Origin of the sequence: Streptomyces sp. NPDC000404, assembly GCF_040300365.1 — a bacterium.
GTDB lineage: Bacteria > Actinomycetota > Actinomycetes > Streptomycetales > Streptomycetaceae > Streptomyces > Streptomyces ramulosus.
Window position 1 is genome coordinate 380915 of record NZ_JBEPDN010000002.1, and the last position, 23970, is coordinate 404884.

The window sequence follows — 23970 nt, forward strand, 5'->3', positions numbered from 1 at the left end:
TGTCAGCGGGCCTCGGCGGGCTCCGGCTGCCCGGTCACCGTACCCAAGGGCCCGGCCGCGGGCCGGGGCTCGCGCACCGTGAGGGTCAGTCCGGCGGAGAGCAGCGCGCCGACGGCCATCATGGCGAAGGCGCCCGCGTCGCCGAGCGCGGTGCCGCGCACCCAGCCGACCAGGTAGGTCCCGGCGAACGAGCCGAGCGCGCCGAAGGAGTTCACCATCGCGACGGCCGCGCCGGAGATCCCGGCCGGGGCGAGCGAGGAGATCAGCGCGAAGAACGGACCGTAGGGCGCGTAGAGGCAGGCGGCGGCGACCACCAGCAGGGCGAAGGCGACGCCGAAGTGGGAGCCGGCCGCGTAGGAGCCGAAAAGGGCGAGGCCGCCGGTGGCGAGCCAGGGCCAGACGGCGGCGCGGCGGCGGCCGCTGCGGTCCGAGAGGCGGGAGTTGACGAGCATCGCGACGACGGCGAAGGCGTACGGGACGGCGGTGAGCGCTCCGGTGGTGCCGATGCCCTCGCCGGTGCCGCTCTTGACGATCGAGGGCAGCCAGAAGACGAAGCCGTACATGCCGAACGACCAGCAGAAGTACTGCGCGGACATGAGCAGCACGGGGCGCGAGCGGAGCACCGCGCGGTAGGAGCGGACCAGTTCGGGGGTGGTGGTGGGGGCGGGCGGCGCGGTGGTGGGGTCGGCGCGCAGTTCGGCGAGTTCGGCGGCGGGGAGCCAGCCGGCGTCGTCGGGGCGGTCCTTGATCAGGCGGAGGCAGCACAGGCCCCAGACGACCGAGGGGATGCCCTCGGCGATGAACATCACGCGCCAGTCGGAGACGGAGATCAGCCAGCCGGAGAGGGCGGACAGCCACATCACGGTGACGGGGTTGCCGAGGATCAGCAGCGTGTTGGCGCGGCCGCGTTCGGCGTGGGTGAACCAGCGGCCCAGCAGCATGACCATCGACGGCAGTACGGCGCCCTCGACGACGCCGAGCGCGAAGCGGACGGCGATCAGCTGCGCCGGATCGCTCAGCATTCCCTGGACGACGGCGAGCAGGCCCCACAGCACCGTCGACCAAGCGATGAGGCGGCGGGCGCTGCGCTGCTCGGCGTAGATGGTGCCGGGGATCTGGAAGAGGAAGTAGCCGAGGAAGAAGGAGGCCGCGATCAGCGAGTCGAGGCCCGCCGAGAGGTGGAGTTCACCGGCCATGCCGCCCGCCGAGGCGAGCGAGTAGTTCGACTTGTCCAGGTAGGCGAGCGAGTACGTGACGAAGGCGACGGGCATCAGATGCCGGGCGCGGCTGGAGGCCCACAGCGAGGGCGCGGGCTTCAGGGACGGTGACGGCGTTGTCATCGTTGACCCCCCGTTTTCCGTGAGATGGAAAGTGTTTCACTAGGCGGGAAGAACTTACGAGTAGGCAGCAGTTCCGGTCAATGGTTGGCCGGTATCCGTTCACCGCCCGTACCGCCTGCACCGCTTCTGCCGCCTTCACCGCCTTCACCGCCTTCCGCCGTCGAGGAGACACCCGATGACCGACGTCCTGATCCCCTGGCCGCAGCTCGACGAGCGGCACGGCCCCTGGCCCGGCGGCACCCGCGTCCATGTGTGGGACGGCCGCACCCCCGTCGAACAGCTGCCGGCCGATGTGCTGGACGCGGTGGGCCTGTGGGTCATGCCGTACGCGGTCGCCGATGCGCACCGGCTGCTGGAGCGGCTGCCGCGGCTGCGCGCCGTGCAGTCGCTGAGCGCGGGCGTCGAGAAGCTGCAGCCGCTGCTGCCGGCCGGGGTGGCGCTGCACAACGGCCGCGGGCTGCACGACGCGTCCACCGCCGAGCACGCCCTCGGCCTGATCCTCGCCGCGCAGCGCGAACTCCCCCGCTGGGTCGCCGATCAGGGCGCGGGCCGCTGGGCGCCGCACTTCACCCGCTCGCTGGCGGACAGCCGGGTCGCGATCGTCGGGTACGGATCGATCGGCGAGGCGCTGGAGCGGCGGCTGCTGGCCTGTGAGGCGGAGGTCGTCAAGGTCGCCCGCCGGGCCCGGCCCGAGCACGGGGTGCACGCCGTCGAGGAGCTGCCGGCGCTGCTGCCGGACGTCGACATCGCGGTCCTCACGCTGCCCGAGACCCCGGCCACCACCGGGCTGTTCGGGGCCCGGGAGCTGGCCGCGCTGCCCGACAGCGCGCTCGTCGTCAACGTCGGCCGGGGCCGCACCCTGGACACCGCGGCGCTGCTCGCGGAGGCCACCGCCGGCCGGCTGCGCGCCGCCCTCGACGTCACCGACCCCGAACCGCTGCCCGGCGACCATCCGCTGCGCCGGGCGCCGGGGGTGCTGCTGACCCCGCACATCGGGGGCGGCGCGGCGTCGTTCCGGCCGCGCGCCGAGCGGCTGATCGTGGAGCAGGTCCGCCGGTGGGCGGCGGGCGAGGAGCTGCTGAACCCGGTGGCAGCGCAGGGCTGACGGGACGGCCTGCCACGGGCGGCCCCGGCCGGAGCGCGGGCGCCGGTCCCGTCAGGCGGCCACCGGGTCGCCCGGCGGGACCGCCGTGGCCGCCGCGCTCAGCGCGTCGAGGACCGGCCGGAACAGCGGGTGGTCCTCGGCGCCGCGGCGGACGGCGGCGAAGACCCGGCGGGTCGCCGCCACCCCGTCGACCGGCCGCACCGCGACCTGCGTGAGATCGGTGTCGCGCAGCGCCGACCGCGGCACCAGCGCCACCCCGGCCCCGGCGCCGGCGAGCGTGACGACGGCCCGGAAGTCGTCGGAGGAATGCGCGAGTTCGGGGCGGAATCCCGCGTATTCGCAGGCCAGGACCATCACGTCATGGCAGGGGTTGCCCGGGTACGGGCCGATCCACGGGTCCTCGGCGAGCGCCGCCACCGGCACCGCCGCGGCGTGCGCGAGACGGTGGTCGCGCGGCAGCACCGCGTCGAACGGCTCGGCGTAGAGCGGGACGCGCACCAGACGCCGGTCCGCCGCGCTCGGTGCGCCGCGGTACTCGACGGCCACGGCGACATCGGCGCGCCCGTCGAGCACCATCGGCAGACTCTCGTCGCCCTCCGCGTCCCGCACCCGCACGACGATGCCGGGTGCGGCGGCCCGCAGCGTGATGATGGCCGGGGCCACCACCACGCCGATACCGGTGGCGAACGCGGCGACGGTGACCTCCCCCGCCGCGCCGCTGGTGTACGCCGCGACCTCCGCCTCGGCGCGCTCCAGCTCCGCGAGGACCGCCCCGGCGTGCCGCAGCAGGATCGCGCCGACCGCGGTCAGGCGCGCCCCGCGGTGATCACGGGCGAGGACCTTGTGGCCGGTCTCCTGCTCCAGCGCCGCGATCTGCTGGGAGACGGCGGAGGGGGTCAGGTGGAGCGCCGCGGCTGCCGCGGTCACCGTGCGGTGGTCGGCCACCGCCTGGAGGGTGCGCAGCCGTCGTGCGTCGATCACGTCATCGATTCTGCCAGGCGGGTCACTCCGCCTCGGTGGCCAGGGCCTTTCGGGCGGCGACGAAGGCGTCCACGGCGCGGTGCACGTCCTCGGTCGAGTGGGCGGCGGAGAGCTGGACGCGGATCCGGGCGGCGCCGTGCGGCACCACCGGGTACGAGAAGCCGATGACGTAGACGCCGCGCTCCAGGAGGAGTTCGGCCATCCGCGCCGCCTCGGCCGCGTCGCCGATCATGACCGGGGCGATCGGGTGGTCGCCCGGCAGCAGGTCGAAGCCCTCCTCGGTCATCCGCGAGCGGAACAGCGCGGTGTTCGCGGCGAGCTTGTCGCGCAGGTCACCGGCGGACTCCAGCAGGTCGAGGACCTTCAGCGAGGCGGCGGCGATGACCGGCGCCAGGCTGTTGGAGAAGAGGTAGGGCCGGGAGCGCTGGCGCAGCAGGGCGACGATCTCGGCGCGGGCGGCGACATAGCCGCCGGAGGCGCCGCCGAGGGCCTTGCCGAGGGTGCCGGTGAGGATGTCGACGCGGTCCAGGACGCCGTGCAGCTCCGGGGTGCCGCGGCCGCCGGCGCCGACGAAGCCGACCGCGTGCGAGTCGTCGACCATCACCATCGCGTCGTAGCGCTCGGCGAGGTCGCAGATCTCCCGCAGCGGCGCGACATGGCCGTCCATGGAGAAGACGCCATCGGTGACGACGAGCCGGCGGCGGGCGCCCGCGGCGTCCTTGAGCTGCGCCTCCAGATCGGCGAGGTCGCGGTTGGCGTAGCGGAAGCGGCGCGCCTTCGACAGGCGGATGCCGTCGATGATGGAGGCGTGGTTGAGGGCGTCGGAGATGACCGCGTCCTCCGGGCCGAGGAGCGTTTCGAAGACGCCGCCGTTGGCGTCGAAGCAGGACGAGTAGAGGATCGTGTCCTCCTGGCCGAGGAAGGCCGAGAGCCGCGCCTCCAGCTCCTTGTGGACCTCCTGGGTGCCGCAGATGAAGCGGACGGAGGCCATGCCGTAGCCCCAGCGGTCGAGGGCCTCGCGGGCGGCGGCGACGACCTCGGGGTGGTCGGCGAGGCCGAGGTAGTTGTTGGCGCAGAAGTTGAGCACCTCGCCGGGGCGGCCCCCCTCAGTGACCTGCACGCTCGCGGACTGCGGGGTGGAGATGACGCGCTCGGGCTTGTGCAGTCCGGCGCTGCGGATCTCGTCGAGGGTGGCGCGCAGGTCGTCGCGTACGGAGTCGAACATGTCCTGTCCTTCGGGGTCGGGTACCGGGGCACGGAAGGGACGGTGGGGCGGGCGCGCCCGGCGGGCGGCCGGGCGCGCCTTGTGGGAGAACGGGAGGTCAGTCGGTCCAGTCGAGGATGACCTTGCCGCCGCGGCCGCTCGCGGCGTCGGCGAAGGCCGCCTCGTGGTCGCGGTGGCCGTACCGGCCGGTGATCACCGGCGCGAGGTCGAGACCGCCTTCGAGCAGCACCGACATCGCGTACCAGGTCTCGAACATCTCGCGGCCGTAGATGCCCTTGATGGTGATCATCGAGGTGACGATGCGGGCCCAGTCGACGGGGAACTCGGCGGCGGGCAGGCCGAGCATGGCGATGCGGCCGCCGTTGGTCAGGTTGGCGATCATGTCGCGCAGCGCCTCGGGGCGGCCGGACATTTCCAGGCCGATGTCGAAGCCCTCGCGCAGCCCGATCTCCCGCTGGCCGTCGGCGATCGTCGCGTCCGCCACGTTGAGCGCGAGGCTGACGCCGATCTTGCGGGCCAGCTCCAGGCGCTCCTCGCTGACGTCGGTGATCACGACGTTCCGGGCCCCGGCGTGCCGGGCGACGGCCGCCGCCATCAGCCCGATCGGCCCGGCGCCGGTGATCAGCACGTCCTCGCCGACCAGCGGGAACGACAGGGCGGTGTGCACGGCGTTGCCGAACGGGTCGAAGATCGCGGCGACATCGAGGTCGACGGGGACCCGGTGCACCCAGACGTTGGAGGCGGGCAGCGCGACGTACTCGGCGAACGCGCCGTCGCGTCCGACGCCGAGACCGACGGTGGCGCGGCACAGATGGCGGCGCCCGGCCAGGCAGTTGCGGCACTTGCCGCACACCAGGTGGCCCTCGCCGCTGACCCGGTCGCCGACGGCGATGTCGGTGACGTCCCGGCCCCTCTCCACGACCTCGCCGACGAACTCGTGGCCGACGATCAGCGGCGCGGCGACGGCCTGCTGCGCCCAGCCGTCCCAGTCACGGATGTGCAGATCGGTGCCGCAGATGCCGGTGCGCAACACCTTGATCAGCACATCGCCGGGCCCGACGGCCGGCTCCGGGACGTCCCGCAGCCACAGCCCGGGCTCAGCCTTCTCCTTGACCAGCGCTTTCACCGAGGCGCCTCCTGTGCCGACGACGGGCCCGGGCGCGCCGTGGAGCGGCGGATCCGGGCAGGAAAAACCGGCACACGGCGGCGAACGCGGCGGACCGCGGCCGCTCGTGGCCGGACGCCTCACAATCTGCCGTCCGACGGGCGCCGCGTCCATCGATCATTTCTTAAGCCGGGCAACAGAAGCGCTTCATCCGTCCCGTCCGGCACACGGGCACCGGCTCAGCGGGGCCACTCCGGTGCGGGGTCCTCGTCGAGCAGCGGACGCAGTGCGCCCAGGACCGCGCCGATGCACACATCGCGCAGTTCGGTCCGGGTGCAGCTCTCCTCGGCGAGCCAGTCGACGCAGAGCACCTGGACGAAGACCAGCCAGCTCTTCAGCACCCCCGAGACCGCCTCCCGTCTGCCCTCGGCGTACGGCAGCACGGCGAGCAACCGCTCGCGCAGCGCGTCGAGTTCGTCGGCGATGATCGTCTGGATCAGCCGGTCCCCGGCCAGGACGCGGTTGGCCGCCAGGACGGTGTTGCGGTTCTCGGCGAAGTACGCGATGTGGGCGTCCAGTCCCTCGGTCAGCTGCGCCACGAGCGTGTCGGCGGGGTCGACCCGCGAGCGGGCGAGCAGTTGCCCGGCGACCTGCCGGTAGAGCGCCGCGAACAGCTCGCGCTTACTGGGAAAGTGCTGGTAGAGCAGGGCGCGGGAGACGCCCGCCGCCTCGGCGACGGCCTCCATCCGCACCTCGTCGTACGGCTGCGCGGCGAAGAGCCGGGCCGCGACGGAGAGGAGTTGGGCGCGGCGCTCGGCGGGGCGCAGGCGCTGACGGGGCGACATGGCTCCACCTTACTTGACACTCATCCAGTAAGGGGTGACGCTGATGTACACGTGTCTACTACGCGGATCCGGCCGACCGTGACGGCGCCCTCGGTCGGCCGGCGCCGGGCGCGTGCGCGGGGCGTCCCGACAAAGGAGTTGGTGGCAGATGACCCGGGCGAAGGCGCTTCGATGGCTGGCCCTCGCGATGGGGTACGGCTGCGCGGCGATCGGCCTCTTCCACGTCCTGGGCGGGAACGCCGCGATCCCGGGGGCGCCCGGGGCGGGGGCGACGGTCGACAGCCTCGGCCGGTTCCTCGGCGCGGTCTTCACCGGATACGGCCTGGCCTGGCTGCGGGCGACCCGGCAGCGGCCGATCCCGGCGTCCTCGGTCCGCCTGCTGACCGGCGTCTTTCTGCTGGGCGCGCTCGGCCGGGTGCTCTCGGTCGCCGTGACCGGCTGGCCGCACTGGTTCCAGACGGCGCTCGGCTGCCTCGAACTGGCCCTCTCCCCCTTGCTCTTCTGGCTCGCGGACGCGGAGGAGAAGGCGGCGCGGTCCGCGACGTCGCAGGTGGCGGCGGACGCGGAGGCGTGACGGGAGGCCGACCGGAAGGCCGGGACCGGCGCCCCGCGGGGAGCCGGTCCGGCGTGCGGAAGCCTCCCGGGTCAGCCGGCCAGGGCCTCGCCGCCGCCCTCCGGGGACCGGGACGGCTCGCAGCCGCCGTGCTCCGGGCTCCGCCGGCCCTCCGCGCCGTCCGGGTCGCGCCGGTGCCGCGCGCCGCTCGCCGCCGCGTCCCGCAGGTCCGGGGCCGACCGGTCGTCGAGGACGATGGTCAGCGGCACCCCGTCGGAGGCGAGGGCGGTCAGGGCCTGTTCGATGCGGAGGTAGAGCGTCGTGGCGAGCGGCAGGTCTCCGTCACCGTCGTCATCGGCGGCCCGGATCCGGTGCAGGCTGATCAGGATCGCGATCAGGGAACGCCCCGACAGCGCGGCCGAGACCCGCCCCGCCCCCTCGTCGACGACCTCCGGCGGCATCCGGAAATGACGGTGCCGCCCGGCGGTGGCGGACACGAACTCCCAGACGTCGCGGTGGCAGACGAGCACCGTCGACGACACCCGCGCCGCCTGGAGCAGCAGCCGCCGGTGGGCCGTGGCGTCGACCGGGACGAGGGTGACCGGCTCGCACCCGGCCGCCGGCGTCACGACCGCTTCCGGGCCCGCCTCGGCCGGCGTACCCTCCCCCTCCGCGCGTCCGGTGATACCGACGAGAACCTGCCGCAGGTAAGCCACCTCATCAGTCAACTCGTCGTATTTCACGGCGAGTTCACCTTCTCCGTAGCCCTCCTGCCGCTCCGGCCGCCCCTGGTCCTCCCCTCGCTCCAGCCGTTCCGTCCGGGCGCGGGCGAGTTCGTCGCGCAGGGGCGCCACCACCTCCTTCAGCGCGTCGGCGAGGGCGGCCCGCGGGGACGGGATCAGGGCGGTTTCCTCAAGGACGGTCGCGGCGGGCGGGGCCGGAACGGGGGCGGACGGAGGCGGGACCGCGCCCGCGGCGGAAGGCTCCGGAGCCGTCGCGGAACCAGGCCCCTCCTCGGGAGCCACTGCGGAGGCGGCCGCGCCCTCCTCGGGGCGATCGGCAGGCCCGTGACCGGCGTTCGGGCAGCCGGCCTCCGCGCCGGCAGCGGCCTCGGCGTGCCCGGGGTCCCCGGTGTGCGGACCGGCCGTCCGCCCTTCGGCGCTCCCCGGCGACGCGGCCTCCGCGGACCGCCGCGGCTCGGCCTCCCGCAGCTTCACCAGCTCCTCGCGCACGGCGCCGAGCAGCTCCGTCAGGCCCTTCACCTCCGCCCCCAACGGGCCGAGGGCGGCCGTCACTTCGCCCCGCACATCCACCGCCGGGGCCGGGCCCGCCTCTTCGACCTTCGCCCTCAGCGAGCCCACGCTCCGTCCGACGGTGCGCAGCTCCTCCCGCACCCCGGACAGCGCCTTCTGCGTGGCCTCCCCCTGCGCCACGTCGTCCAGCTTGGCCAGCACCTCCTTGTGCGCCAACTCCCGCCCGTTCGCCAGGCGCTCCACCCCCTTGCCCAGGGTGTCCCGTACGTCGTTCCCGGTGTGCACGACCGTGGTGTGCAGCATGGTCAACGCCTGGGTGATGTCTCCGCCCCTCAAGTCCGGACCCTCCTCGCCTTTTCTTACGTTGTGTACGCGATCGATCTCCCTCCGTACTCTCCTGTACGGCCACCCACGGCGCGTGCGGATCGCAGTAACTGCGCTGGTCAACGACGTGATCGCGCCCCTGTTGGCGCGATCGGCACCGGCGCGGGGGCGCACGCGGACGGATCGCGGGGGCGGGCGGGCGCCCGGGCCGGCCGGTACGCCGGGCGGCAGGCCCGGCGGCGAACGGTGAGCCCTACCCGCCGGCCGGTCCGGACGGCCGGGCAGGGGGCGGCTCCGCCCATCCCGTCGCCGCCACCACCTGCGCGGCGAGGTCCGCCACGGAGCGTCCGTCCGTCGCCACCCGCACGGTGTCCCCGGGTGCCCGCGCGTCCAGCAGGCGTGCCTTGCGGGCGCTGCCCGCGAGTTCGGAGTCCAGCTCCGAGCCGATCTCCCGGGCGGTGAGCCGGTCACCGGCGGTGGCGTCCGTGGCGGTGAGCAGCACCCGTATCAACCGGACGTCGTCGCCCATGGCGCGCCGGAACATCGCGGCGCTCTCCGGCAGCACGCTGACGGTGTTGGTGTAGACGAGGCGGCGGTATCCGAGGGCGGCGAAGTTCGACCAGACGGCCGTGAGATTGCGGGTGGTGAGCGCGCTGCGGTGCGGGTCCCCGTCCGGGGCGGGGTGCGCCTGGCCCAGATAGTCGCCCTCGATGACGCAGTGCCGGACCGCCGCGGCCCGCAGCCGCGCGGAGACCTCCCAGCCCACCGTGGTCTTCCCGACTCCCGCGCGCCCGCCGATGAGCAGTACCTCTGCCGTGTCCATGGCGGGCACCCTGCCATGCGCCGGCCGGGCGGCGCAGGCGCTTTTCCGGGGCGCCGCCGCTTTCGCGGGCCCGCCCGGCACGGCCGAGGGCCGCCCCGCACGGCCGAGGGCCGGAGCCCGGTGACGGAGACGAAACGCCCCGTCACCGGCCCCGGCCCTCGCGGCCCTCGCGGCCCTCGGCCTCCGGCCTCCGGTGCAGCCCGCTACGCCGCCCCGTTCGCGGAGGTGCGGCAGTCCGGGTGGCCCCAGCCGTCCGGGTTCTTGGCGATGGACTCGCCCGCGGCGTAGGAGCGGCCGCAGCGGCAGCGGCCGGGGAACTTCGCCTTCAGCGTCCGGGACGCACCGCTGCCGGCGCCGCGCGTGCGGGCGGCACCGCCGCCGCTGCGGCGGACCGGCTTGGCGCGGGCGGCGGTGGGCGAGGAGGGCGGCGGTTCCGGGGAGCCCTGGGCGCTGCTCGCGGGCTCCTGGTCCGTCGCGGCGCGGCTCGCGGCGCGGTCGGCGAAGTCGTTGAGCCGGTCCCCGTCCACCTGGTGCGCGGGGACGTAGCGGAAGGTGACGGAGCGGTCGGTCAGCAGCGCGTCGATGCGCACCACCAGCTCCTGGTTGGCGACCGGCTTGCCCGCGGCGGTCTTCCAGCCCTTGCGCTTCCAGCCGGGCAGCCAGGTCGTGACCGCCTTCATCGCGTACTGCGAGTCCATCCGGATTTCCAGCGGGATCTGCGGGTCGGCGTGGGTCAGCAGCCGCTCCAGAGCGGTCAGCTCGGCGACGTTGTTGGTCGCCGTGCCCAGCGGTCCGGCCTCCCAGACGGCCGGGTCGCCGGCCTCGTCGGCGATGACCCAGGCCCAGCCCGCCGGTCCCGGATTTCCCTTCGACGCCCCGTCACACGCGGCGATTACGCGTTCAGCCATGCCCCGATCATCCCAGGCCGACGGGGTGCCGGACGCCACGCCCCCGCCGGCGGCGCCCGCCGTGACTCAGCGCGCCGGGTCGGTGGCGGGACGCCAGGACGTCAGCCGGTCCGTGGCGGTGCGGGCTCGCCAGGCGGTGAACGCGGGATAGCCGCGCACCCCGTCGGCGACGACCGCGCGGTAGACCCAGACGCCCGGCAGCGGCTCGCCCTCGGCTGCCGCCGCCTCCTTGATCGTGAGGATCGCGTCCCGCGTCTCCTCGGTCAGCGCCGCGCGCAGCGGACCGACCAGATCGGCGGCCCGGGGGCCCGGGTGGTCGTCGGCCAGCCACCACATGTCGATCTGCCAGGTGTCGCCGGAGTCCGCCTCGTAGTCCAGGCGCCAGTACAGCCCCTGGTCGGGGAGGTCGAGGGCGTTGGTGAACCGCAGCCGGCGTACGCCCGGCAGCTCGGCGCAGGGCGCGAGGGCGGCGAAGCCCCGGGCGACGGAGGGGGCCGGGGAGTAGATCTCCAGGTCGATGTCCGGTTCGACGACGAGGTCCAGCGCCACCGACCCGACCACCACCGGCCGGCCGAGGGGCCGCCAGCGGTCGACCAGGCCGAGCGTGCCGAGGATGTCGAGTGCGGCGCCGCGGCGGCGGTCGGCGCGGTCGCGGCGGTCGGCGCGGTCGCGGCGGGCGGCGGCTTCCGGAACGGGCATGCGCCGAGCCTATGCGGAGGCGCCGCCCGTCGGCAGCGGCGCTCACGCCCCGGTGGGACCGCGCCGCCCGGCTCGGGGCACCGCTCGCCCGTGGGGAGCGCCGAGGCCGTGCGCCTGCGCCTCGTCGAGCAGATCGCGCGGCGCCGCGGAGGTCTGTGCGACGGCGGTGGCGAGGAGGGCCGGGCCGTGGGCCGGCGGCGCGAGGACGGCGCAGCCGTCGCCGGTTCCTTCGCGGAACGGCACGGGCGCGCGGTCGGCGGCGGCATGCGGACCGACGAGGAGGAGTTGGCCGGCGGCGCGGTGTCCGCCCAGGACCGCGGGGCCGTCCCAGCCGGGCTCCGGGTCGCCGCAGGCGGTGCGTCGGTCCAGCAGCGGGTGTCCGCAGGGACGCCATCGGTGCAGGTGGGACGGGCCCGGTGGCGGCCCCCGCACCGTTCGCCGTACCGGCCCGCCCGGCCGGAGGGGTACGGCCACGTTCCGGGCCCGCCCGGAACGGCGTCCCCTACGGGCGGAAGTGCTCCAACAGGCGGGGTGGCGCGGCCTGTTGCCAGGAGTCGGTCAGGATGTCCCGGAGTTCGCCCTCGTCCTCCAGGGCGGCGAGCCGGACGCGTACCCAGTGCGAGCCGGCCTCGTGCGGCGGGACCCAGAACTTCTCCGGCTCCGCCGCGATCAGCTCCGCGCGCTCGTGCATCGGGCAGCGGACCGCGAAGGACGTCTCGTCGTCCGGCACCGTGACGAACATCTTCCCGGCGACCCGGAAGGTCGGCATCCCCCACGCCAGCCGCTCCTCCGTACCGGGGAACGAGAGCGCGATACGGCGTACGTCGTCGGAGTCGGGCGTGCCCTGGGCGTCGGTCATGCCCCGAGATTACGAGAGCGGCGCGGGGGTGCGCACGGCGGGAGGCCGGCGGCCGCGCGGCCGGCGTACGGGCCCCGGAATCGGTCCAGTTGTCCGCAGGTGGACCGGGCCGCGGCCGCGCGCACCGGCCTAGCGTGACGGCGAACCGAAGAATGGAGCCCCCATGCACCCTCGTCTCGCCGACGACCTCGCCGACCTGCCCGCCCTGCTGGACGCCGCGCGGGAACGCGCCGTGACCTTCCTGGACGGGCTGCCCGAGCGGCCGGTGATCCCGGCCTGGCAGCCGCCGCCGAAGGTCCCGCTGCCCGAGTCGGGGGCGGGGCTGCGGGAGGCGCTGGCGGAGTTCGGGGAGGACTGGGAGCCGGGGCTGTCGGGGAGCGCGGGCCCGCGCTACCTCGGTTTCGTGACGGGCGGGGCGACGCCCGCGGCGCTGGCCGGCGACTGGCTGACCGCCACCGCCGACCAGAACTCCAACACCTCGCTGGACGGCACGGGCCAGGTGCTGGAGCGGCGGACCGTGGCCTGGCTGCGGGAGCTGTTCGGCCTGTCGGAGGCGCACGCCGGGACGTTCGTGAGCGGGGCGACGATGTCGAACACCGTCGGTCTCGCGGTGGCGCGTGAATGGCTCGGGGAGCGGCGCGGCATCTCCCCGGCGCGCAGCGGTGTCGCGGCGCTCGGCCCCGTACGGGTGCTGTCGGGGGCCGCGCACGCGAGCGTGACCAAGGGGCTGTCGGTGCTCGGGCTCGGGCACGACGCGCTGGTGGCGGTGGGGACGCAGCCGGGGCGCGAGGCCGTCGACCTCGTGGCGCTGGAGCGGGAGTTGGCGGCGCACGACGGGCCGTGCATCGTGGTGGCGAACGCCGGGACCGTCAACACCGTCGACTTCGACGATCTGACGGCCCTCGCCGCGCTGCGCGACCGCTACGGCTTCTGGCTGCACGTCGACGCCGCGTTCGGCGCGTTCGCCGCCCTCTCCCCCGCGTCGGCGCATCTGGTGGCCGGACTGGATCTGGCGGACTCGATCTGCGTGGACCTGCACAAATGGCTCAATGTGCCGTACGACAGCGCGGTGCAGTTCACCCGGCGGCCGGATCTGCAGGCGGAGGTGTTCCGCAGCGCCGCGGCATACCTGGGGCCCCTGGGCGCGGATCCCGACCTCGTCCATCTGACGCCGGAGAACTCGCACCGGCTGCGGGCGCTCGCCGCGTGGTTCACCCTGCGGGCCTACGGGCGGGACGGGTACCGGGAGATCGTCGAGCGGTGTGTGGCCGGGGCCAGGGCCCTGGGGCGGGCGGTGGAGGCGGCACCCGAGCTGCGGCTGCTGGCGCCGGTGCGGCTGAACGTCGTCTGCTTCACGCTGGCCGGCGCGCCGACGGAGCAGTCGCTGCGGGCGCTCGCGGACGCGGTCTCCACGGAGGCGTTCCTGACGCCGACGGTGTACGACGGGACCCCCGCGCTGCGGGCCGCGTTCAGCAACTGGCGCACCGGCGAGGCGGACGTGGCCCGGATCGCGGCGGCGCTGGAGGAGGCGGCCCGGAAGGTGACGGCCCAGGAGGCGTGAGCCGGCGACTCCCGGGTGGCGACTGCCGCCCGGGAGGCTGCGTGCACCCGGGCGGAGCCACGCACCGAGGGTGCGCCCGCCCCGGAGGCTGCGCGCACCCGGGCTGAGCCACGCACCGAGGCGGGGGCCTGCGGCCCGACGGGCCCCCGCACCCCGGCCAAGCCGCTCACCCCGGCGGGCTCCCGCGCTCCGGCGACGCCACGCATCCCGAGGGGCACCATCCGCACCCCGACGAATCCCCACACCTCTGAGAGCCGCCAGGCCGGCGCAGGCCACCAGGCCCAGGAGCGCCACCACGCCGAAGCGGACCAGCACGCCTGCGCAGGCCGCCACACCCGGGAGGGCCACCACACCTGGGCGTACCGCCCGGCAGCCCCTCCCGCCCGCACGCCCCACCTCGCCCACGTCACCGCGCAACGAGCCGCGCCGGCCGAACCGCGCCATCGCGCCACACCCCCTCACGCCCCTGGACGGAGCCCCGCGGTACGTTCTTCCGCACCCTCGGCGCACACCCCCGGCAGACGTCCGTGCGGCGCCCCGCCCCGGCGCGCGGCCCGATGCGGCGGTCGGCGGGCGCGCGGCGGGCCCGGAACGTGGTGTCGAGGGCGATGTCACCGGTCATGCTCCCGACCGTAACGCCGGGGTCTGACAACGCCGTTCGGCCCGGCAGCGCGGAAAACCGGTGATCGGCGGGCCCCGTCAGAGGCTAGACTTGCTGGATACAAGCAATATGCCGGGTCGGCCGCTCCGCGCCGACGGATTTTCGCAAGGATTCATCATGAGCAAGGGGACGGTCCCCCCTGACGGCCGCGTGGACGAGCGGGTCACCGCCGCCTCGGGGCTGGACGAGGCCGCCGCCGGACTGGGGTCGGAAATCGTGCGGTTCACGCGGCTCATCGCGGCGTGGAAACAGCGCGCGAAGAACGACGCGAGCGCCGCCGACCGCGTACTGCTGGCCCGGCTGGTGATCGGCGGCGACCGACGGGCGACCGACCTGGCCGCCGACGCGTTCCTCGACCTGTCGACGGTCAGCCGTCAGGTGCGGGCGCTGGTCGACCGGGGGCTGGTCGAACGGCGGCCGGACCCGGACGACCGGCGGGTCACGCTGCTGAGCGCCACCCCGTCCGGCCGGGACACCTTCGAGCACTACCGGCGTCAGCGCGACGCCGAACTGGCCAGGCTGCTGGAGCCATGGACGCCGCAGGACCGGGCGGACCTGATCCGGCTGCTGGGCCGCCTCAACAACGACTTGGTGGAACACCAACACGCGCGACCGTGCTCCGGGGGAGACCAGGGCAGCGCCGCGCAACAGGGAGAGCACAGCGCATGAGCACATCCACCTCCCCACCCACGGCGGGGGCCAAGGCGATACCGGAGACAGGTGTCCTCACCCACCGTCAGATATTGACCATCCTCAGCGGACTCATGCTGGGGATGTTCCTGGCGGCGCTCGACCAGACCATTGTCAGTACGTCGATCCGCACCATCGCCGACGACCTGCACGGGCTGAGCCAGCAGGCGTGGGCGACCACCGCTTACCTCATCACCTCGACGATCTCCACACCGCTCTACGGCAAGCTGTCCGACCTGCACGGACGGAAGCCGTACTATCTGACGGCGATCAGCGTCTTCGTCGTCGGCTCGGTGGCCTGCACGTTCTCCACCTCGATGACCGAACTCGCGGCGTTCCGCGCCGTGCAGGGCCTGGGCGCCGGCGGTCTGATGTCGCTGGCGCTGGCGATCATCGGCGATGTCGTACCGCCCCGCGAACGGGCCCGCTATCAGGGCTACATGCTGGGCACCTTCGCCACCTCCAGCGTGGCGGGCCCGCTGATCGGCGGCGCGCTGGCCGGTCAGGAGCACCTGCTGGGGATCACCGGCTGGCGCTGGGTGTTCCTGGTGAACGTGCCGATCGGCATCATCGCCCTCTTCGTCGTCGCGAAGGTCCTCAACATCCCGCACACCCGCCGCGACCACCGCATCGACTGGTGGGGCGCGGTCACCATCGCGATCGGCGTCGTCCCGCTGCTGCTCGTCGCCGAACAGGGCCGCGAGTGGGGCTGGGGGTCGAACACCTCGATCGCCTGCTACGTCATCGGCGGCGTCGGCATCATCGCGTGGATCTTCGTGGAGCGGTGGATCGGGGACGATGCGCTGATCCCGATGCGGCTCTTCCGCAACAGCACCTTCAGCATGACGAGCCTGCTGTCCGTGCTGATCGGCATGGGGATGTTCGGCGGGATGCTGATGATCCCGCAGTACCTCCAGATCGTGAAGGGCGCGAGCCCCACCCGCTCGGGCCTGGAGATGCTGCCGCTGATGGCGGGCATGCTGATCGCCTCCATCGCCTGCGGCCAGATCACCGCCAAGACCGGCCGCTACAAGATCTTCCCGATCCTCGGTACGGCGCTGATGGTCGCGGCGATGCTGCTCTTCCACTTCCGGGTCCAGTGGGACACCCCGCTGTGGGAGACGATGCTCTACATGCTCGTCTTCGGCCTGGGGCTGGGCGGTTGCATGCAGACGCTGGTGCTGGCGGTGCAGAACGCCGTGCCGCCGCGGGACATGGGCGTGGCGACCGCGTCGTCGACGTTCTTCCGGCAGATGGGCGCCACCGCCGGTACCGCGATCTTCCTGTCGGTGCTGTTCAGCACCGTCGGCGACAAGATCGCGGACGCGTTCGGCTCGGCGGTGCGCACCGAGCGCTTCCAGGCGGCGCTTCACGACCCGAAGGTCCTCCAGGACCCGGCCAACAAGCCGGTCCTGGACATGCTCAAGGCGCCCGGGGGCGGCGGGAACTCCTCCGGCGTGCTCAGCGACTCGTCGTTCATCCAGCACCTGGACCCGCGGCTGGCCGAGCCGTTCAAGCGCGGCTTCGCCGACTCGATGCACACGGTCTTCCTGATGGGCGCGATCGTCGTCGCGGTGGCGTTCTTGCTGGTGCTGTTCGTCAAGGAGGTGCCGCTGCGGCAGATCTCCGGACTGCAGGCACGCGCCCAGGCGGACGCGGAGGCCGCGGGTACGGGCGGTACGGGCGAGGGCGCCGGCGACGGCGCGGCCGCCGCGGCCACCGCCGTGGAGGCGCCGGCGGCCGAGCCCGTGGCGACCGCGCCCGTGGAGGCGTCGGGCCCCTGTGTCACGGGCACCGTGCACGACGGCGGCGGCGCCCCGGTGGCGCAGGCCGTGGTCACGCTGATCGATATCGGCGGGCGGCAGTTGGGCCGCGCCGCCACCGGGGACGACGGCCGCTACGCGCTGGCCGCGCCGGGCGCCGGGACGTATGTCCTGATCGGCTCGGCGGGCGCCCGGCAGCCGCAGGCGGCGACGGTCGTGGTGGCGGACGAGCCGGTGCGGTTCGATCTGGCGCTCGGCGGTGCGGCCGGACTCTCCGGCGAGGTCGTCGCGGATCTGGACGGCGCTCCCCTGCCGGGCGCGCTGGTCGTCGCCACGGATGTCCGCGGTGAGGTCGTGGCGTCGGGCATCGCCGGTGCGGACGGCGGCTTCGCCTTCGGGGAGCTGGCGCAGGGCGGCTACACCCTCGCGGTCAGCGCCGAGGGCCACCGCCCGGCCGCCCTCCCGGTGGAGGTCACGCCCGGCGGCCGCAACCGCTACGAGATCCGGCTGACGCCCGGCGCCCGCATCCGGGGCACCGTGCGGTCCGCACACCACGGGCCGCTGGGCGACGCCCGGGTGACGCTGCTGGACCCGGCGGGCAACGTCGTGGGCACGGCGACGACCGGCGGGGACGGCGCATACGCCTTCACCGACCTCGACCAGGGCACCTACACCGTGATCGCCAGCGGTTATCCGCCGGTCGCCACGCCGCTGCGGGTGGACACCGACGGACACACCGAGTTGGACATCGACCTCGGTCACGACACCGCAGGCTGACCGGCCGCCGACGGAACTGCGGGCCCGGCTCCTCCACCAGGGGCCGGGCCCGCTCCCGTCCGCGGCCCGGCCCGCCCCGGCCCTCGCGTACGGTCCCCGCTCCTCTTCACGCTCCGCACTCCCCCATCGACACGCAGAACACACGAAACCCACCCCGAACGCCCACCGTTTGTGGCCAACAAGTCACTCTCTGTGTAACGTCGAAGGGTGGCCGCCGAGTTCCGGATCCGGTCTGGTCGAGTTCCGGATCCGGTCCGGTCGGTCACCACTTGTCAGTCATCCGTCGTCTGTCGCGGCCTCCCGCACGGTGCGGGAGGCCTTACGAGTTCCCGTGGAGGGCATATGAAGAGCGGCATCGTGAAGTGGTTCAACGCGGAGAAGGGGTACGGCTTCATCCAGCAGGACGGCGGCGGCCCCGACGTGTTCGCCCATTACTCCCACATCAACGCCACCGGCTTCCGGGAGCTGCGGGAGGGCCAGGCCGTCTCCTTCGACGTCACCGAGGGCCACAAGGGCCCGCAGGCCGAGAACATCGTGGTCAACACCGTCGGCGCCTGAGCCGCCGCCCGGTCCCCCTTTCCCGGACCCGTCGCCGCCCCGCTCCCCGCAGGAGCGGGGCGGTCCGCGTCGTACGGTGCGGCCGTCAGCCGGCCGTGAACTGCGCGACGTACTCCTCGTACGGCGCGATCCCGGCCGCGGCGCGCAGGGCGTCGACGCGGTCGGGCTCCGCGCAGGGCCAGGGCACGGGCACCCCGTCGCGTACCCCGGCGATCTGGGTGGCGCAGAGCTGCTCGCGCCCCTCGTTCACCCGCACCCGGTCGCGCAGGAAGGCCAGTTCCCGGGGCCCGGCGGCGCCTTCGGCCACCGCCTGCTCCAGCAGTTGCAACGCCCGCCGCTGCACATCGAGCTGCCGGTCGGCGTGCTGCGCCACCAGCCAGGCGGCGCGGGCGGCGGCCTCGCCCACCCGGTCCGCGGTGGGCCAGCCGGACTCGTCCATGATCCGGCGCAGCCGGTCCCCGTGCTCCGCGGTGAGGCGGTGCCAGGCCAGCCGCTCGGCGGGATCCTCGCTGTTCGCGCACGGTGCGGTCCGGGCGTCCTCCTCGGCCATGCCGATCAGCTCGGCGCGCAGGTCGTCGACGGCGGGGGAAGAAGGCATGGGTACGGCGCTCCTCGGGTTCGGTGATCACGGCGGTGGCGCACGCGTACGCACCGGACGCCGACCGGACGCGCGGACGGCCGCGCGGCGGCCCACGGCGGCCGTGCTGCGACGGTGGCGGTGGTGGCACCACGCTACGGGCGCGACCGGCGGTAAAGATCATCTTCGGGAACGGTGACAGCGGCCCCCGCCACCCGGGATACTGGAGAAGTCCCGCCGGGCCCGCCCCCTTTCCGGCGCCGCCGCCCCGGGCACCGAGCGCCGTCGATCACGGGCTCACCACCGCCTCCCCGCACCTCCCGTTTCCCGTACGGCCTCGTCCGCGCCCGCGCGCTCCTGGGTGCCGCGCGATGGAAGAATGCGGCTCCACGATTCCGGGGAAAGGTGCGCAGCGTGGAATCTCCCGTTCCGAGCGTGTTGTGCGATGTCGTCGCGCTCGCCGCGGACGCCTCGGGCGGTGCCGCGGTGCGGTGGAAGCTGGCCGAGTCCGGGCGGCAGCTCGACGCCAACGTCGTCCATCTGACGGCCGGGCAGCGCGTGGACGCCCACCGCGAACCGGACCTGGACGTCCTCCTCCTCGTCCTGTCCGGCGACGGCACCCTGGAATCCGCGGGACGGGACGAGGCGCTGACCGCGGGCGGTCTGGTGTGGCTGCCGCACGGCTCCACCCGCGCCCTCGTCGCGGGCGCGGGCGGCCTGTCGTACCTCACCGTGCACCGCCGCCGCCCCGGTATGCAGATCGGCACGCGGCCCCCGGGCGCGGCGGGCCCGGAAGCCGGCTGACCGCCACGCGCCGGGCCCGCGCCGTCTCAGGGCAGGGCGGTGTGGTCGGGGTGGCCGTGGGTGCGGCGGGATTCCTTGAGTTCCGCTTCGTTGACGTGTTCGCGGCCGGCGACGAGTTCGCCGCGTACGTACGCCTCGATGTCGGTGAAGGGCCGGTAGTAGGTGGCGTTGTACTCCTCGACCACCTGGAACGTCCAGCGGCCCGGGAGGACGTTGCGCCCGACGATCTCCCGCTCGACCAGGTCGGCCAGATCGAGGTGGCCGGCCGCCCGCAGCTGGTGGACGCTCTCCCCCACCGTGCGGTCGGCGCCCCCGGTGAGCTGGTGGAAGGCGTAGAGGTGGCCGCGGGCCCGTTCGACGGTCTCCAGGGCTTCCGAGAGGGTGCCGAGCGCCCGGATGGTGGCGTCGCCCACCCCCTCGGGTCTGCGGTGGGCGGCGTCCGGTCCCGGCCGGTCGGCGTCGTGCGGTACGGAGTGAGCGCTCATGCCCCTCCTGTGCCCCGGAATCCGGCGGCTGTCCGCACGGGTACGCCCATCGGGGTGAATGCCGCCGTCCCCTCGGGGCGCCGGGCCGCCCTGCGGTGACCGGCCGCCGGTGCCAGACTTGAGGAACTGCGCCCGGCCGCCGGCCGGTGCCCCCGTCACCCGAGGGGGAATTCATGACCTGGGCTTCCTGGACCACCGTCGGCATCCACGCGCGGCCGGGCACCGTCCGCACCGAGGAGGCGGGTGTGCTCGACGGCGATGTGACCATCCATACGACCTGGTCGGAGGATGAGGCGCACGTGGCGGTGCAGTACACCGGTGCCACGGACTGGTTCACGCTGGACGGCAGTCCCGTCCCCTGCCACTCCGAGGAGGACAGCCGCAGCTTCCACCAGGCGGTGGTGGAAGCGATACGCGGCGGCGAGGACGCGCGGCGGGAACTGCAGCGGCTCTTCGAACGGCAGCGGTAGCGTCCGCACCGCCCGGCCGGCCCACCGCGCCCGGGACGCGGCGCACGTCGCCCGCCCCTTTTTCCGCCTCGTACCGCCTCCGGCCCCCGGCCGTCTCCGCAATCCGTCCCCGTGGGCCGTGCGCGGCCCCTACCGTCCCTGGGGAGCGACGACTTCGGGCCCGCCGGGCCGGTCGCGGGACGAGAGAGGGCTGCCATGGCGCAGACGCGTACGGAGCACGACTTCCTTGTGGTGGGGGCCGGTTCGGCCGGGAGCGTGCTGACCCGGAGACTGCTGGACCAGGGGTACTCCGTGCAGGTGCTGGAGGCCGGGCCGCCGGACGACGACGCGCGGGTGCACAGCCCGCAGGGCTGGCCCGCGCTCCTCGGGTCCGCGCTGGACTGGGCGGCCGTGTCCGTCCCGCAACGGCACGCCGGCGGCCGGACGTTGGCCTGGCCACGCGGGAAGGTGCTCGGCGGCTCCAGCTCCCTCAACGGCATGATCTACGTCCGCGGGCACCGCAGCGACTACGACGGCTGGGCCGCCGACGGCTGCCCGGGGTGGGACTGGGACAGCGTGCTGCCGCTGTTCAAACGGTCCGAGGACCATGTGGACGGCGCCGGTGCCTGGCACGGCGCGGGCGGACCGCTGCCGGTCAGCCGGATCACCGAGCCGCACCCGACGGCCGCCGCGTTCGTCGAGGCGGCGGCCGGTCTGGGCCACCCCGTCACCGAGGACTTCAACGGCGCGCGGATGACCGGCGTCGGCTTCAACCACGTCACGGTCCGCGGCGGGCTGCGGATGAGCGCCTGGCAGAGCTTCGTCGCGCCCGTCCTGGGCAACCCGGGCCTGACGGTGACGACCGGTGCGCGGGTGCACCGGGTGCTGCTGGAGAAGGGCCGGGCCGTCGGCGTGGAGTACGCGGCCGACGGGCGGCTGCACCGGGCGCGCGCCGCGCGGGAGGTGCTGCTCTGCGGCGGGGTGCTCGGGTCGCCGCAGACGCTGCTGCACTCCGGCATCGGCCCGGCGGACGCCCTGGGCGCGGTGGGGGTGGAGACGGTGGTGGACCTGCCGGGCGTGGGGGCCAACCTCCACGACCACCTGCTGGTGAGCAATGTCTACGAGGCCACCGGACCGCTTCCGGCCGGTACCGCGAACCTGCTGGAGGCGCAGCTGTTCGCGTCCTCCGACGCGCGGCTGCCGGGGCCCGACCTCCAGCCGCTCTTCATGCACCTGGTGTACCCGGCGGAGTCCTATCCGGTGCCCGAGCACGGTTACACCATCGCGCCGGGTCTCGTACGGCCCCGTTCGCGCGGCACGCTGCGGCCGGCCTCGGCGGACCCCGAGGCGGCGCCGCTGATCGACCCGAACGTGCTGGACGATCCGTACGACCTGGAGGCGCTGGTCGACGCGGTGGAGCTGAGCCGGGAGATCGGCGGGCAGCGGGCGTTCGACGTCTGGCGCAAGGCGGAGGTGGCGCCGGGCCCAAAGGCCCGCACCCGGGACGACCTGCGGGCCTTCGTGCGGCGGGCGGTGGCGACGTACCACCACCAGGTGGGCACCTGCCGGATGGGGCGGGGCGCGGCGGCGGTGGTCGATCCGTCGCTGCGGGTGTACGGCGTGGACGGGCTGCGGGTGGCGGATGCCTCGGTGATGCCGTCGGTGCCGTCCGGGAACACCAACGCCCCGACGATCATGGTCGGGGAGAAGGCCGCGGAGATGGTGCTCGCGGACGCGGGCTGAGGGAGCGGCGGCCCGGCACCGCGCGGCCGCGGTGCCGGGCGGGCGGGGCTCATCCCTCGCGGTCCCGGAGGTCCTTGATGCGGCGGATCTTGCCGACCGAGCGCTCCAGGGTCTCCGGGTCGACGATCTCCACCTCGACCGTGACGCCCACACCGTCCTTGACACCCTTGGCGATCCGCGCGGCGGCCGCGCTGCGCACCTCGGGGGCAGCGTCCGGCCGCGCCTCGACGAGGACGGCCATGTGGTCCATGCGGCCGCGGCGGCTCAGCCGTATCTGGAAGTGCGGGGCGACGCCGGGGGCGGCCAGGACGATCTCCTCGATCTGGCTGGGGAAGACGTTGACCCCGCGCAGGATGATCATGTCGTCGCAGCGGCCGGTGATCTTCTCGATGCGGCGGAAGGCCGGGCGGGCGGTGCCGGGCAGCAGGCGGGTCAGGTCGTGGGTGCGGTAGCGGATGATCGGCAGCGCCTCCTTGGTCAGGGAGGTGAAGGTCAGCTCGCCGTCGCCGCCGTCGGGCACCGATGCGCCGGTGACCGGGTCGACGATCTCCGGGTAGAAGTGGTCCTCCCAGACGTGCAGTCCGTCCTTGGTGTCGACGCACTCCTGGGCGATGCCGGGGCCGCAGACCTCGGACAGGCCGTAGATGTCGACGGCGTGGAGGTCCATCCGCTCCTCGATCTCGCGCCGCATGCCCTCCGTCCACGGCTCGGCGCCGAAGACGCCGACCCGCAGGGAGGTGGTGCGCGGATCGATGCCCTGCCGCTCGAACTCGTCGAGGAGGGTGAGCATGTAGGACGGCGTGACCATGATGATCTCGGGGCGGAAGTCCTGGATGATCTGCACCTGGCGCGCGGTCATCCCGCCGGACGCCGGGATGACCGTACAGCCGGCCCGCTCGGCGCCGTAGTGGGCGCCGAGGCCGCCGGTGAACAGGCCGTAGCCGTAGGAGACGTGCACCTTGTCGCCGGGGCGGGCGCCGGCGGCGCGCAGCGAACGGGCGACGACGTCGGACCACATGGAGAGGTCGTTGTCGGTGTAGCCGACCACGGTGGGGCGGCCGGTGGTGCCGCTGGAGGCGTGGATACGGCGCACCCGGTCCATCGGCACGGCGAACATCCCGAACGGGTAGGTGTCCCGCAGGTCCGCCTTGGTGGTGAACGGGAAGCGGGTCAGGTCCTCCAGGGTGCGGCAGTCCTCGGGGCGGACCCCGGCGTGGTCGAACTTGGTGCGGTACAGCTCGACGTTGTCGTACGCGTGGCGCAGCGTCGCGCGCAGCCGTTGGAGCTGAACGGCGCGCAGCTCCTCGCGGGTCATCCGCTCGCCGTCGTCCAGCAGGGCGTCCGGCAGGGGCTCCCCGAGACGGGGGGCGTCGGTCGCCCGGGCCGTCGGTTCGCTGCTCATCGCGGCTCCTTCGTCGTCGTTCTGCGGATGCTGCGGCTGCGGCCGCGGAATTCCGCGATCACCTCGTCGGCACGGCGGACGGTCACGTCGTAGAGGCCGCTGCGGCCGAAGCGGGTGCGTTCCACCGCGGTCGCGTGCAGGACGTCGCCTTCGTGCGCGGGGGCGACGAAGTCGATGTCGGCGGCGGCCGCGACGGTGACCGGGCCGTGGCTGTTGCAGGCGCAGGCGAACGCGGTGTCGGCCAGCAGGAAGAGGCAGCCGCCGTGTGCGGTGCCGTGGCCGTTGACCATCGTCGCGGTCACCGTCATCCGCACCACGGCGTGTCCTTCGCCGTGCGTGAGCAACTCGATCCCCATGGCGCGGGACGCCTGGTCCGCGGCGAGCATGCGCTCGACCGGGCCGGGGGCGGCGTCAGCGGTGTGCGTCACCTGTCCACAGCTCCTCTCCGCATCTTGTGCACCGACCGAACATTCGGTTAGC

At 74.2% G+C, this 23970-nt stretch carries 24 protein-coding genes; 9 read left to right on the plus strand and 15 right to left on the minus strand.

The features are described from left to right. Positions 1-2 precede the first annotated feature (2 nt). Positions 3-1340, minus strand: a complete 1338-nt coding sequence (locus ABT345_RS04785; RefSeq protein ID WP_345081938.1) for an MFS transporter — start codon at positions 1338-1340, stop codon at positions 3-5. A gap of 175 nt (positions 1341-1515) precedes the next feature. Here ABT345_RS04785 and ABT345_RS04790 point away from each other — a divergent pair, with 175 nt between their 5' ends. Beyond that, on the plus strand, positions 1516-2445 hold the full coding sequence (locus ABT345_RS04790; RefSeq protein ID WP_345081941.1) for a 2-hydroxyacid dehydrogenase: 930 nt from the start codon (positions 1516-1518) through the stop codon (positions 2443-2445). A gap of 51 nt (positions 2446-2496) precedes the next feature. Here the strand turns inward: ABT345_RS04790 and ABT345_RS04795 are convergent, their stop codons facing one another. From ABT345_RS04795 to ABT345_RS04810, 4 genes are all read right to left on the minus strand, one after another. Beyond that, positions 2497-3426 carry a LysR family transcriptional regulator gene (locus ABT345_RS04795; protein WP_345081944.1) on the minus strand — a complete coding sequence of 310 codons (930 nt, stop codon included), beginning with the start codon at positions 3424-3426 and terminating at the stop codon, positions 2497-2499. 22 nt (positions 3427-3448) lie between these two features. After that, positions 3449-4651 (minus strand): glycine C-acetyltransferase, encoded by a 1203-nt coding sequence (locus ABT345_RS04800; protein WP_345081947.1) that lies wholly within the window; start codon positions 4649-4651, stop codon positions 3449-3451. Between the two features lie 97 nt (positions 4652-4748). Further along, positions 4749-5777, minus strand: a complete 1029-nt coding sequence (gene tdh, locus ABT345_RS04805) for an L-threonine 3-dehydrogenase (RefSeq protein WP_345081950.1) — start codon at positions 5775-5777, stop codon at positions 4749-4751. A gap of 218 nt (positions 5778-5995) precedes the next feature. Next, the gene (locus ABT345_RS04810; protein ID WP_345081953.1) at positions 5996-6601 is read right to left on the minus strand and encodes a TetR/AcrR family transcriptional regulator; all 606 of its coding nucleotides are present in this window, start codon (positions 6599-6601) and stop codon (positions 5996-5998) included. 148 nt (positions 6602-6749) lie between these two features. Between ABT345_RS04810 and ABT345_RS04815 the strand changes: the two genes are divergently transcribed. Then, positions 6750-7175 carry a DUF4345 domain-containing protein gene (locus ABT345_RS04815; RefSeq protein WP_345081956.1) on the plus strand — a complete coding sequence of 142 codons (426 nt, stop codon included), beginning with the start codon at positions 6750-6752 and terminating at the stop codon, positions 7173-7175. Between the two features lie 71 nt (positions 7176-7246). Here the strand turns inward: ABT345_RS04815 and ABT345_RS04820 are convergent, their stop codons facing one another. The 6 genes from ABT345_RS04820 to ABT345_RS04845 form a co-directional block, all read right to left on the minus strand. Continuing rightward, a complete protein-coding gene (locus tag ABT345_RS04820) occupies positions 7247-8743 on the minus strand; it encodes a hypothetical protein (protein ID WP_345081958.1) in 1497 nt (498 codons plus the stop codon). A gap of 241 nt (positions 8744-8984) precedes the next feature. Next, positions 8985-9554, minus strand: coding sequence for a nucleoside/nucleotide kinase family protein (locus ABT345_RS04825; protein ID WP_345081960.1), 570 nt, complete (start codon positions 9552-9554; stop codon positions 8985-8987). 203 nt (positions 9555-9757) lie between these two features. Continuing rightward, positions 9758-10462: a ribonuclease H family protein gene (locus ABT345_RS04830; protein ID WP_345081962.1), complete on the minus strand. Its 705-nt coding sequence runs from the start codon at positions 10460-10462 to the stop codon at positions 9758-9760. Positions 10463-10528: 66 nt separating this feature from the next. Next, on the minus strand, positions 10529-11161 hold the full coding sequence (locus tag ABT345_RS04835; protein WP_345081964.1) for a hypothetical protein: 633 nt from the start codon (positions 11159-11161) through the stop codon (positions 10529-10531). Positions 11162-11203: 42 nt separating this feature from the next. Beyond that, entirely contained in the window at positions 11204-11593 is a 390-nt protein-coding gene (locus ABT345_RS04840; protein ID WP_345081966.1) for a hypothetical protein, read from the minus strand. A 70-nt stretch (positions 11594-11663) separates the two neighbouring features. Next, entirely contained in the window at positions 11664-12020 is a 357-nt protein-coding gene (locus ABT345_RS04845) for an MmcQ/YjbR family DNA-binding protein (RefSeq protein ID WP_345081969.1), read from the minus strand. A 163-nt stretch (positions 12021-12183) separates the two neighbouring features. Here ABT345_RS04845 and ABT345_RS04850 point away from each other — a divergent pair, with 163 nt between their 5' ends. From ABT345_RS04850 to ABT345_RS04865, 4 genes are all read left to right on the plus strand, one after another. Continuing rightward, positions 12184-13581 carry a pyridoxal phosphate-dependent decarboxylase family protein gene (locus ABT345_RS04850; protein ID WP_345081972.1) on the plus strand — a complete coding sequence of 466 codons (1398 nt, stop codon included), beginning with the start codon at positions 12184-12186 and terminating at the stop codon, positions 13579-13581. Between the two features lie 778 nt (positions 13582-14359). Beyond that, positions 14360-14911 (plus strand): MarR family winged helix-turn-helix transcriptional regulator, encoded by a 552-nt coding sequence (locus tag ABT345_RS04855; RefSeq protein WP_345081975.1) that lies wholly within the window; start codon positions 14360-14362, stop codon positions 14909-14911. Then, positions 14908-17472, plus strand: a complete 2565-nt coding sequence (locus tag ABT345_RS04860) for an MFS transporter (RefSeq protein ID WP_345081978.1) — start codon at positions 14908-14910, stop codon at positions 17470-17472. Before ABT345_RS04855 ends, ABT345_RS04860 begins: the two co-directional genes overlap by 4 nt. Positions 17473-17814: 342 nt before the next feature. After that, on the plus strand, positions 17815-18030 hold the full coding sequence (locus ABT345_RS04865; protein WP_345081980.1) for a cold-shock protein: 216 nt from the start codon (positions 17815-17817) through the stop codon (positions 18028-18030). A gap of 85 nt (positions 18031-18115) precedes the next feature. On the opposite strand, the gene ABT345_RS04870 is transcribed toward ABT345_RS04865, so the two are convergent. Beyond that, positions 18116-18628: a DUF6624 domain-containing protein gene (locus tag ABT345_RS04870; protein WP_345081983.1), complete on the minus strand. Its 513-nt coding sequence runs from the start codon at positions 18626-18628 to the stop codon at positions 18116-18118. 393 nt (positions 18629-19021) lie between these two features. Here ABT345_RS04870 and ABT345_RS04875 point away from each other — a divergent pair, with 393 nt between their 5' ends. Then, positions 19022-19411 carry a hypothetical protein gene (locus tag ABT345_RS04875; RefSeq protein ID WP_345081986.1) on the plus strand — a complete coding sequence of 130 codons (390 nt, stop codon included), beginning with the start codon at positions 19022-19024 and terminating at the stop codon, positions 19409-19411. Between the two features lie 26 nt (positions 19412-19437). Here ABT345_RS04875 and ABT345_RS04880 read toward each other — a convergent pair whose 3' ends face one another. Then, positions 19438-19896 (minus strand): hypothetical protein, encoded by a 459-nt coding sequence (locus tag ABT345_RS04880; protein ID WP_345081989.1) that lies wholly within the window; start codon positions 19894-19896, stop codon positions 19438-19440. A gap of 173 nt (positions 19897-20069) precedes the next feature. On the opposite strand from ABT345_RS04880, the gene ABT345_RS04885 reads away from it, so the two are divergent. Next, positions 20070-20366, plus strand: a complete 297-nt coding sequence (locus ABT345_RS04885) for a hypothetical protein (protein ID WP_345081992.1) — start codon at positions 20070-20072, stop codon at positions 20364-20366. Between the two features lie 195 nt (positions 20367-20561). Then, entirely contained in the window at positions 20562-22088 is a 1527-nt protein-coding gene (locus ABT345_RS04890) for a GMC family oxidoreductase (RefSeq protein ID WP_345081995.1), read from the plus strand. Between the two features lie 49 nt (positions 22089-22137). Here ABT345_RS04890 and paaK read toward each other — a convergent pair whose 3' ends face one another. Next, positions 22138-23490 (minus strand): phenylacetate--CoA ligase PaaK, encoded by a 1353-nt coding sequence (gene paaK / locus ABT345_RS04895; RefSeq protein WP_345081998.1) that lies wholly within the window; start codon positions 23488-23490, stop codon positions 22138-22140. Further along, entirely contained in the window at positions 23487-23876 is a 390-nt protein-coding gene (gene paaI, locus ABT345_RS04900) for a hydroxyphenylacetyl-CoA thioesterase PaaI (protein ID WP_386458637.1), read from the minus strand. Before paaI ends, paaK begins: the two co-directional genes overlap by 4 nt. Positions 23877-23970 lie beyond the last annotated feature (94 nt).

Coding starts and splice junctions, on each gene's coding strand:
- ABT345_RS04810 (WP_345081953.1), bottom strand. CDS start 6,601: ATGTCGCCCCGTCAGCGCCTGCGCCCCGCCGAGCGCCGCGCCCAACTC.
- ABT345_RS04830 (WP_345081962.1), bottom strand. CDS start 10,462: ATGGCTGAACGCGTAATCGCCGCGTGTGACGGGGCGTCGAAGGGAAAT.
- ABT345_RS04890 (WP_345081995.1), top strand. CDS start 20,562: ATGGCGCAGACGCGTACGGAGCACGACTTCCTTGTGGTGGGGGCCGGT.
- ABT345_RS04870 (WP_345081983.1), bottom strand. CDS start 18,628: ATGCCTTCTTCCCCCGCCGTCGACGACCTGCGCGCCGAGCTGATCGGC.
- paaI (WP_386458637.1), bottom strand. CDS start 23,876: ATGCTCGCCGCGGACCAGGCGTCCCGCGCCATGGGGATCGAGTTGCTC.
- ABT345_RS04790 (WP_345081941.1), top strand. CDS start 1,516: ATGACCGACGTCCTGATCCCCTGGCCGCAGCTCGACGAGCGGCACGGC.
- ABT345_RS04800 (WP_345081947.1), bottom strand. CDS start 4,651: ATGTTCGACTCCGTACGCGACGACCTGCGCGCCACCCTCGACGAGATC.
- ABT345_RS04885 (WP_345081992.1), top strand. CDS start 20,070: ATGACCTGGGCTTCCTGGACCACCGTCGGCATCCACGCGCGGCCGGGC.
- ABT345_RS04845 (WP_345081969.1), bottom strand. CDS start 12,020: ATGACCGACGCCCAGGGCACGCCCGACTCCGACGACGTACGCCGTATC.
- ABT345_RS04880 (WP_345081989.1), bottom strand. CDS start 19,896: ATGAGCGCTCACTCCGTACCGCACGACGCCGACCGGCCGGGACCGGAC.
- ABT345_RS04785 (WP_345081938.1), bottom strand. CDS start 1,340: ATGACAACGCCGTCACCGTCCCTGAAGCCCGCGCCCTCGCTGTGGGCC.
- ABT345_RS04825 (WP_345081960.1), bottom strand. CDS start 9,554: ATGGACACGGCAGAGGTACTGCTCATCGGCGGGCGCGCGGGAGTCGGG.
- ABT345_RS04850 (WP_345081972.1), top strand. CDS start 12,184: ATGCACCCTCGTCTCGCCGACGACCTCGCCGACCTGCCCGCCCTGCTG.
- paaK (WP_345081998.1), bottom strand. CDS start 23,490: ATGAGCAGCGAACCGACGGCCCGGGCGACCGACGCCCCCCGTCTCGGG.
- ABT345_RS04865 (WP_345081980.1), top strand. CDS start 17,815: ATGAAGAGCGGCATCGTGAAGTGGTTCAACGCGGAGAAGGGGTACGGC.
- ABT345_RS04860 (WP_345081978.1), top strand. CDS start 14,908: ATGAGCACATCCACCTCCCCACCCACGGCGGGGGCCAAGGCGATACCG.
- ABT345_RS04855 (WP_345081975.1), top strand. CDS start 14,360: ATGAGCAAGGGGACGGTCCCCCCTGACGGCCGCGTGGACGAGCGGGTC.
- ABT345_RS04815 (WP_345081956.1), top strand. CDS start 6,750: ATGACCCGGGCGAAGGCGCTTCGATGGCTGGCCCTCGCGATGGGGTAC.
- ABT345_RS04835 (WP_345081964.1), bottom strand. CDS start 11,161: ATGCCCGTTCCGGAAGCCGCCGCCCGCCGCGACCGCGCCGACCGCCGC.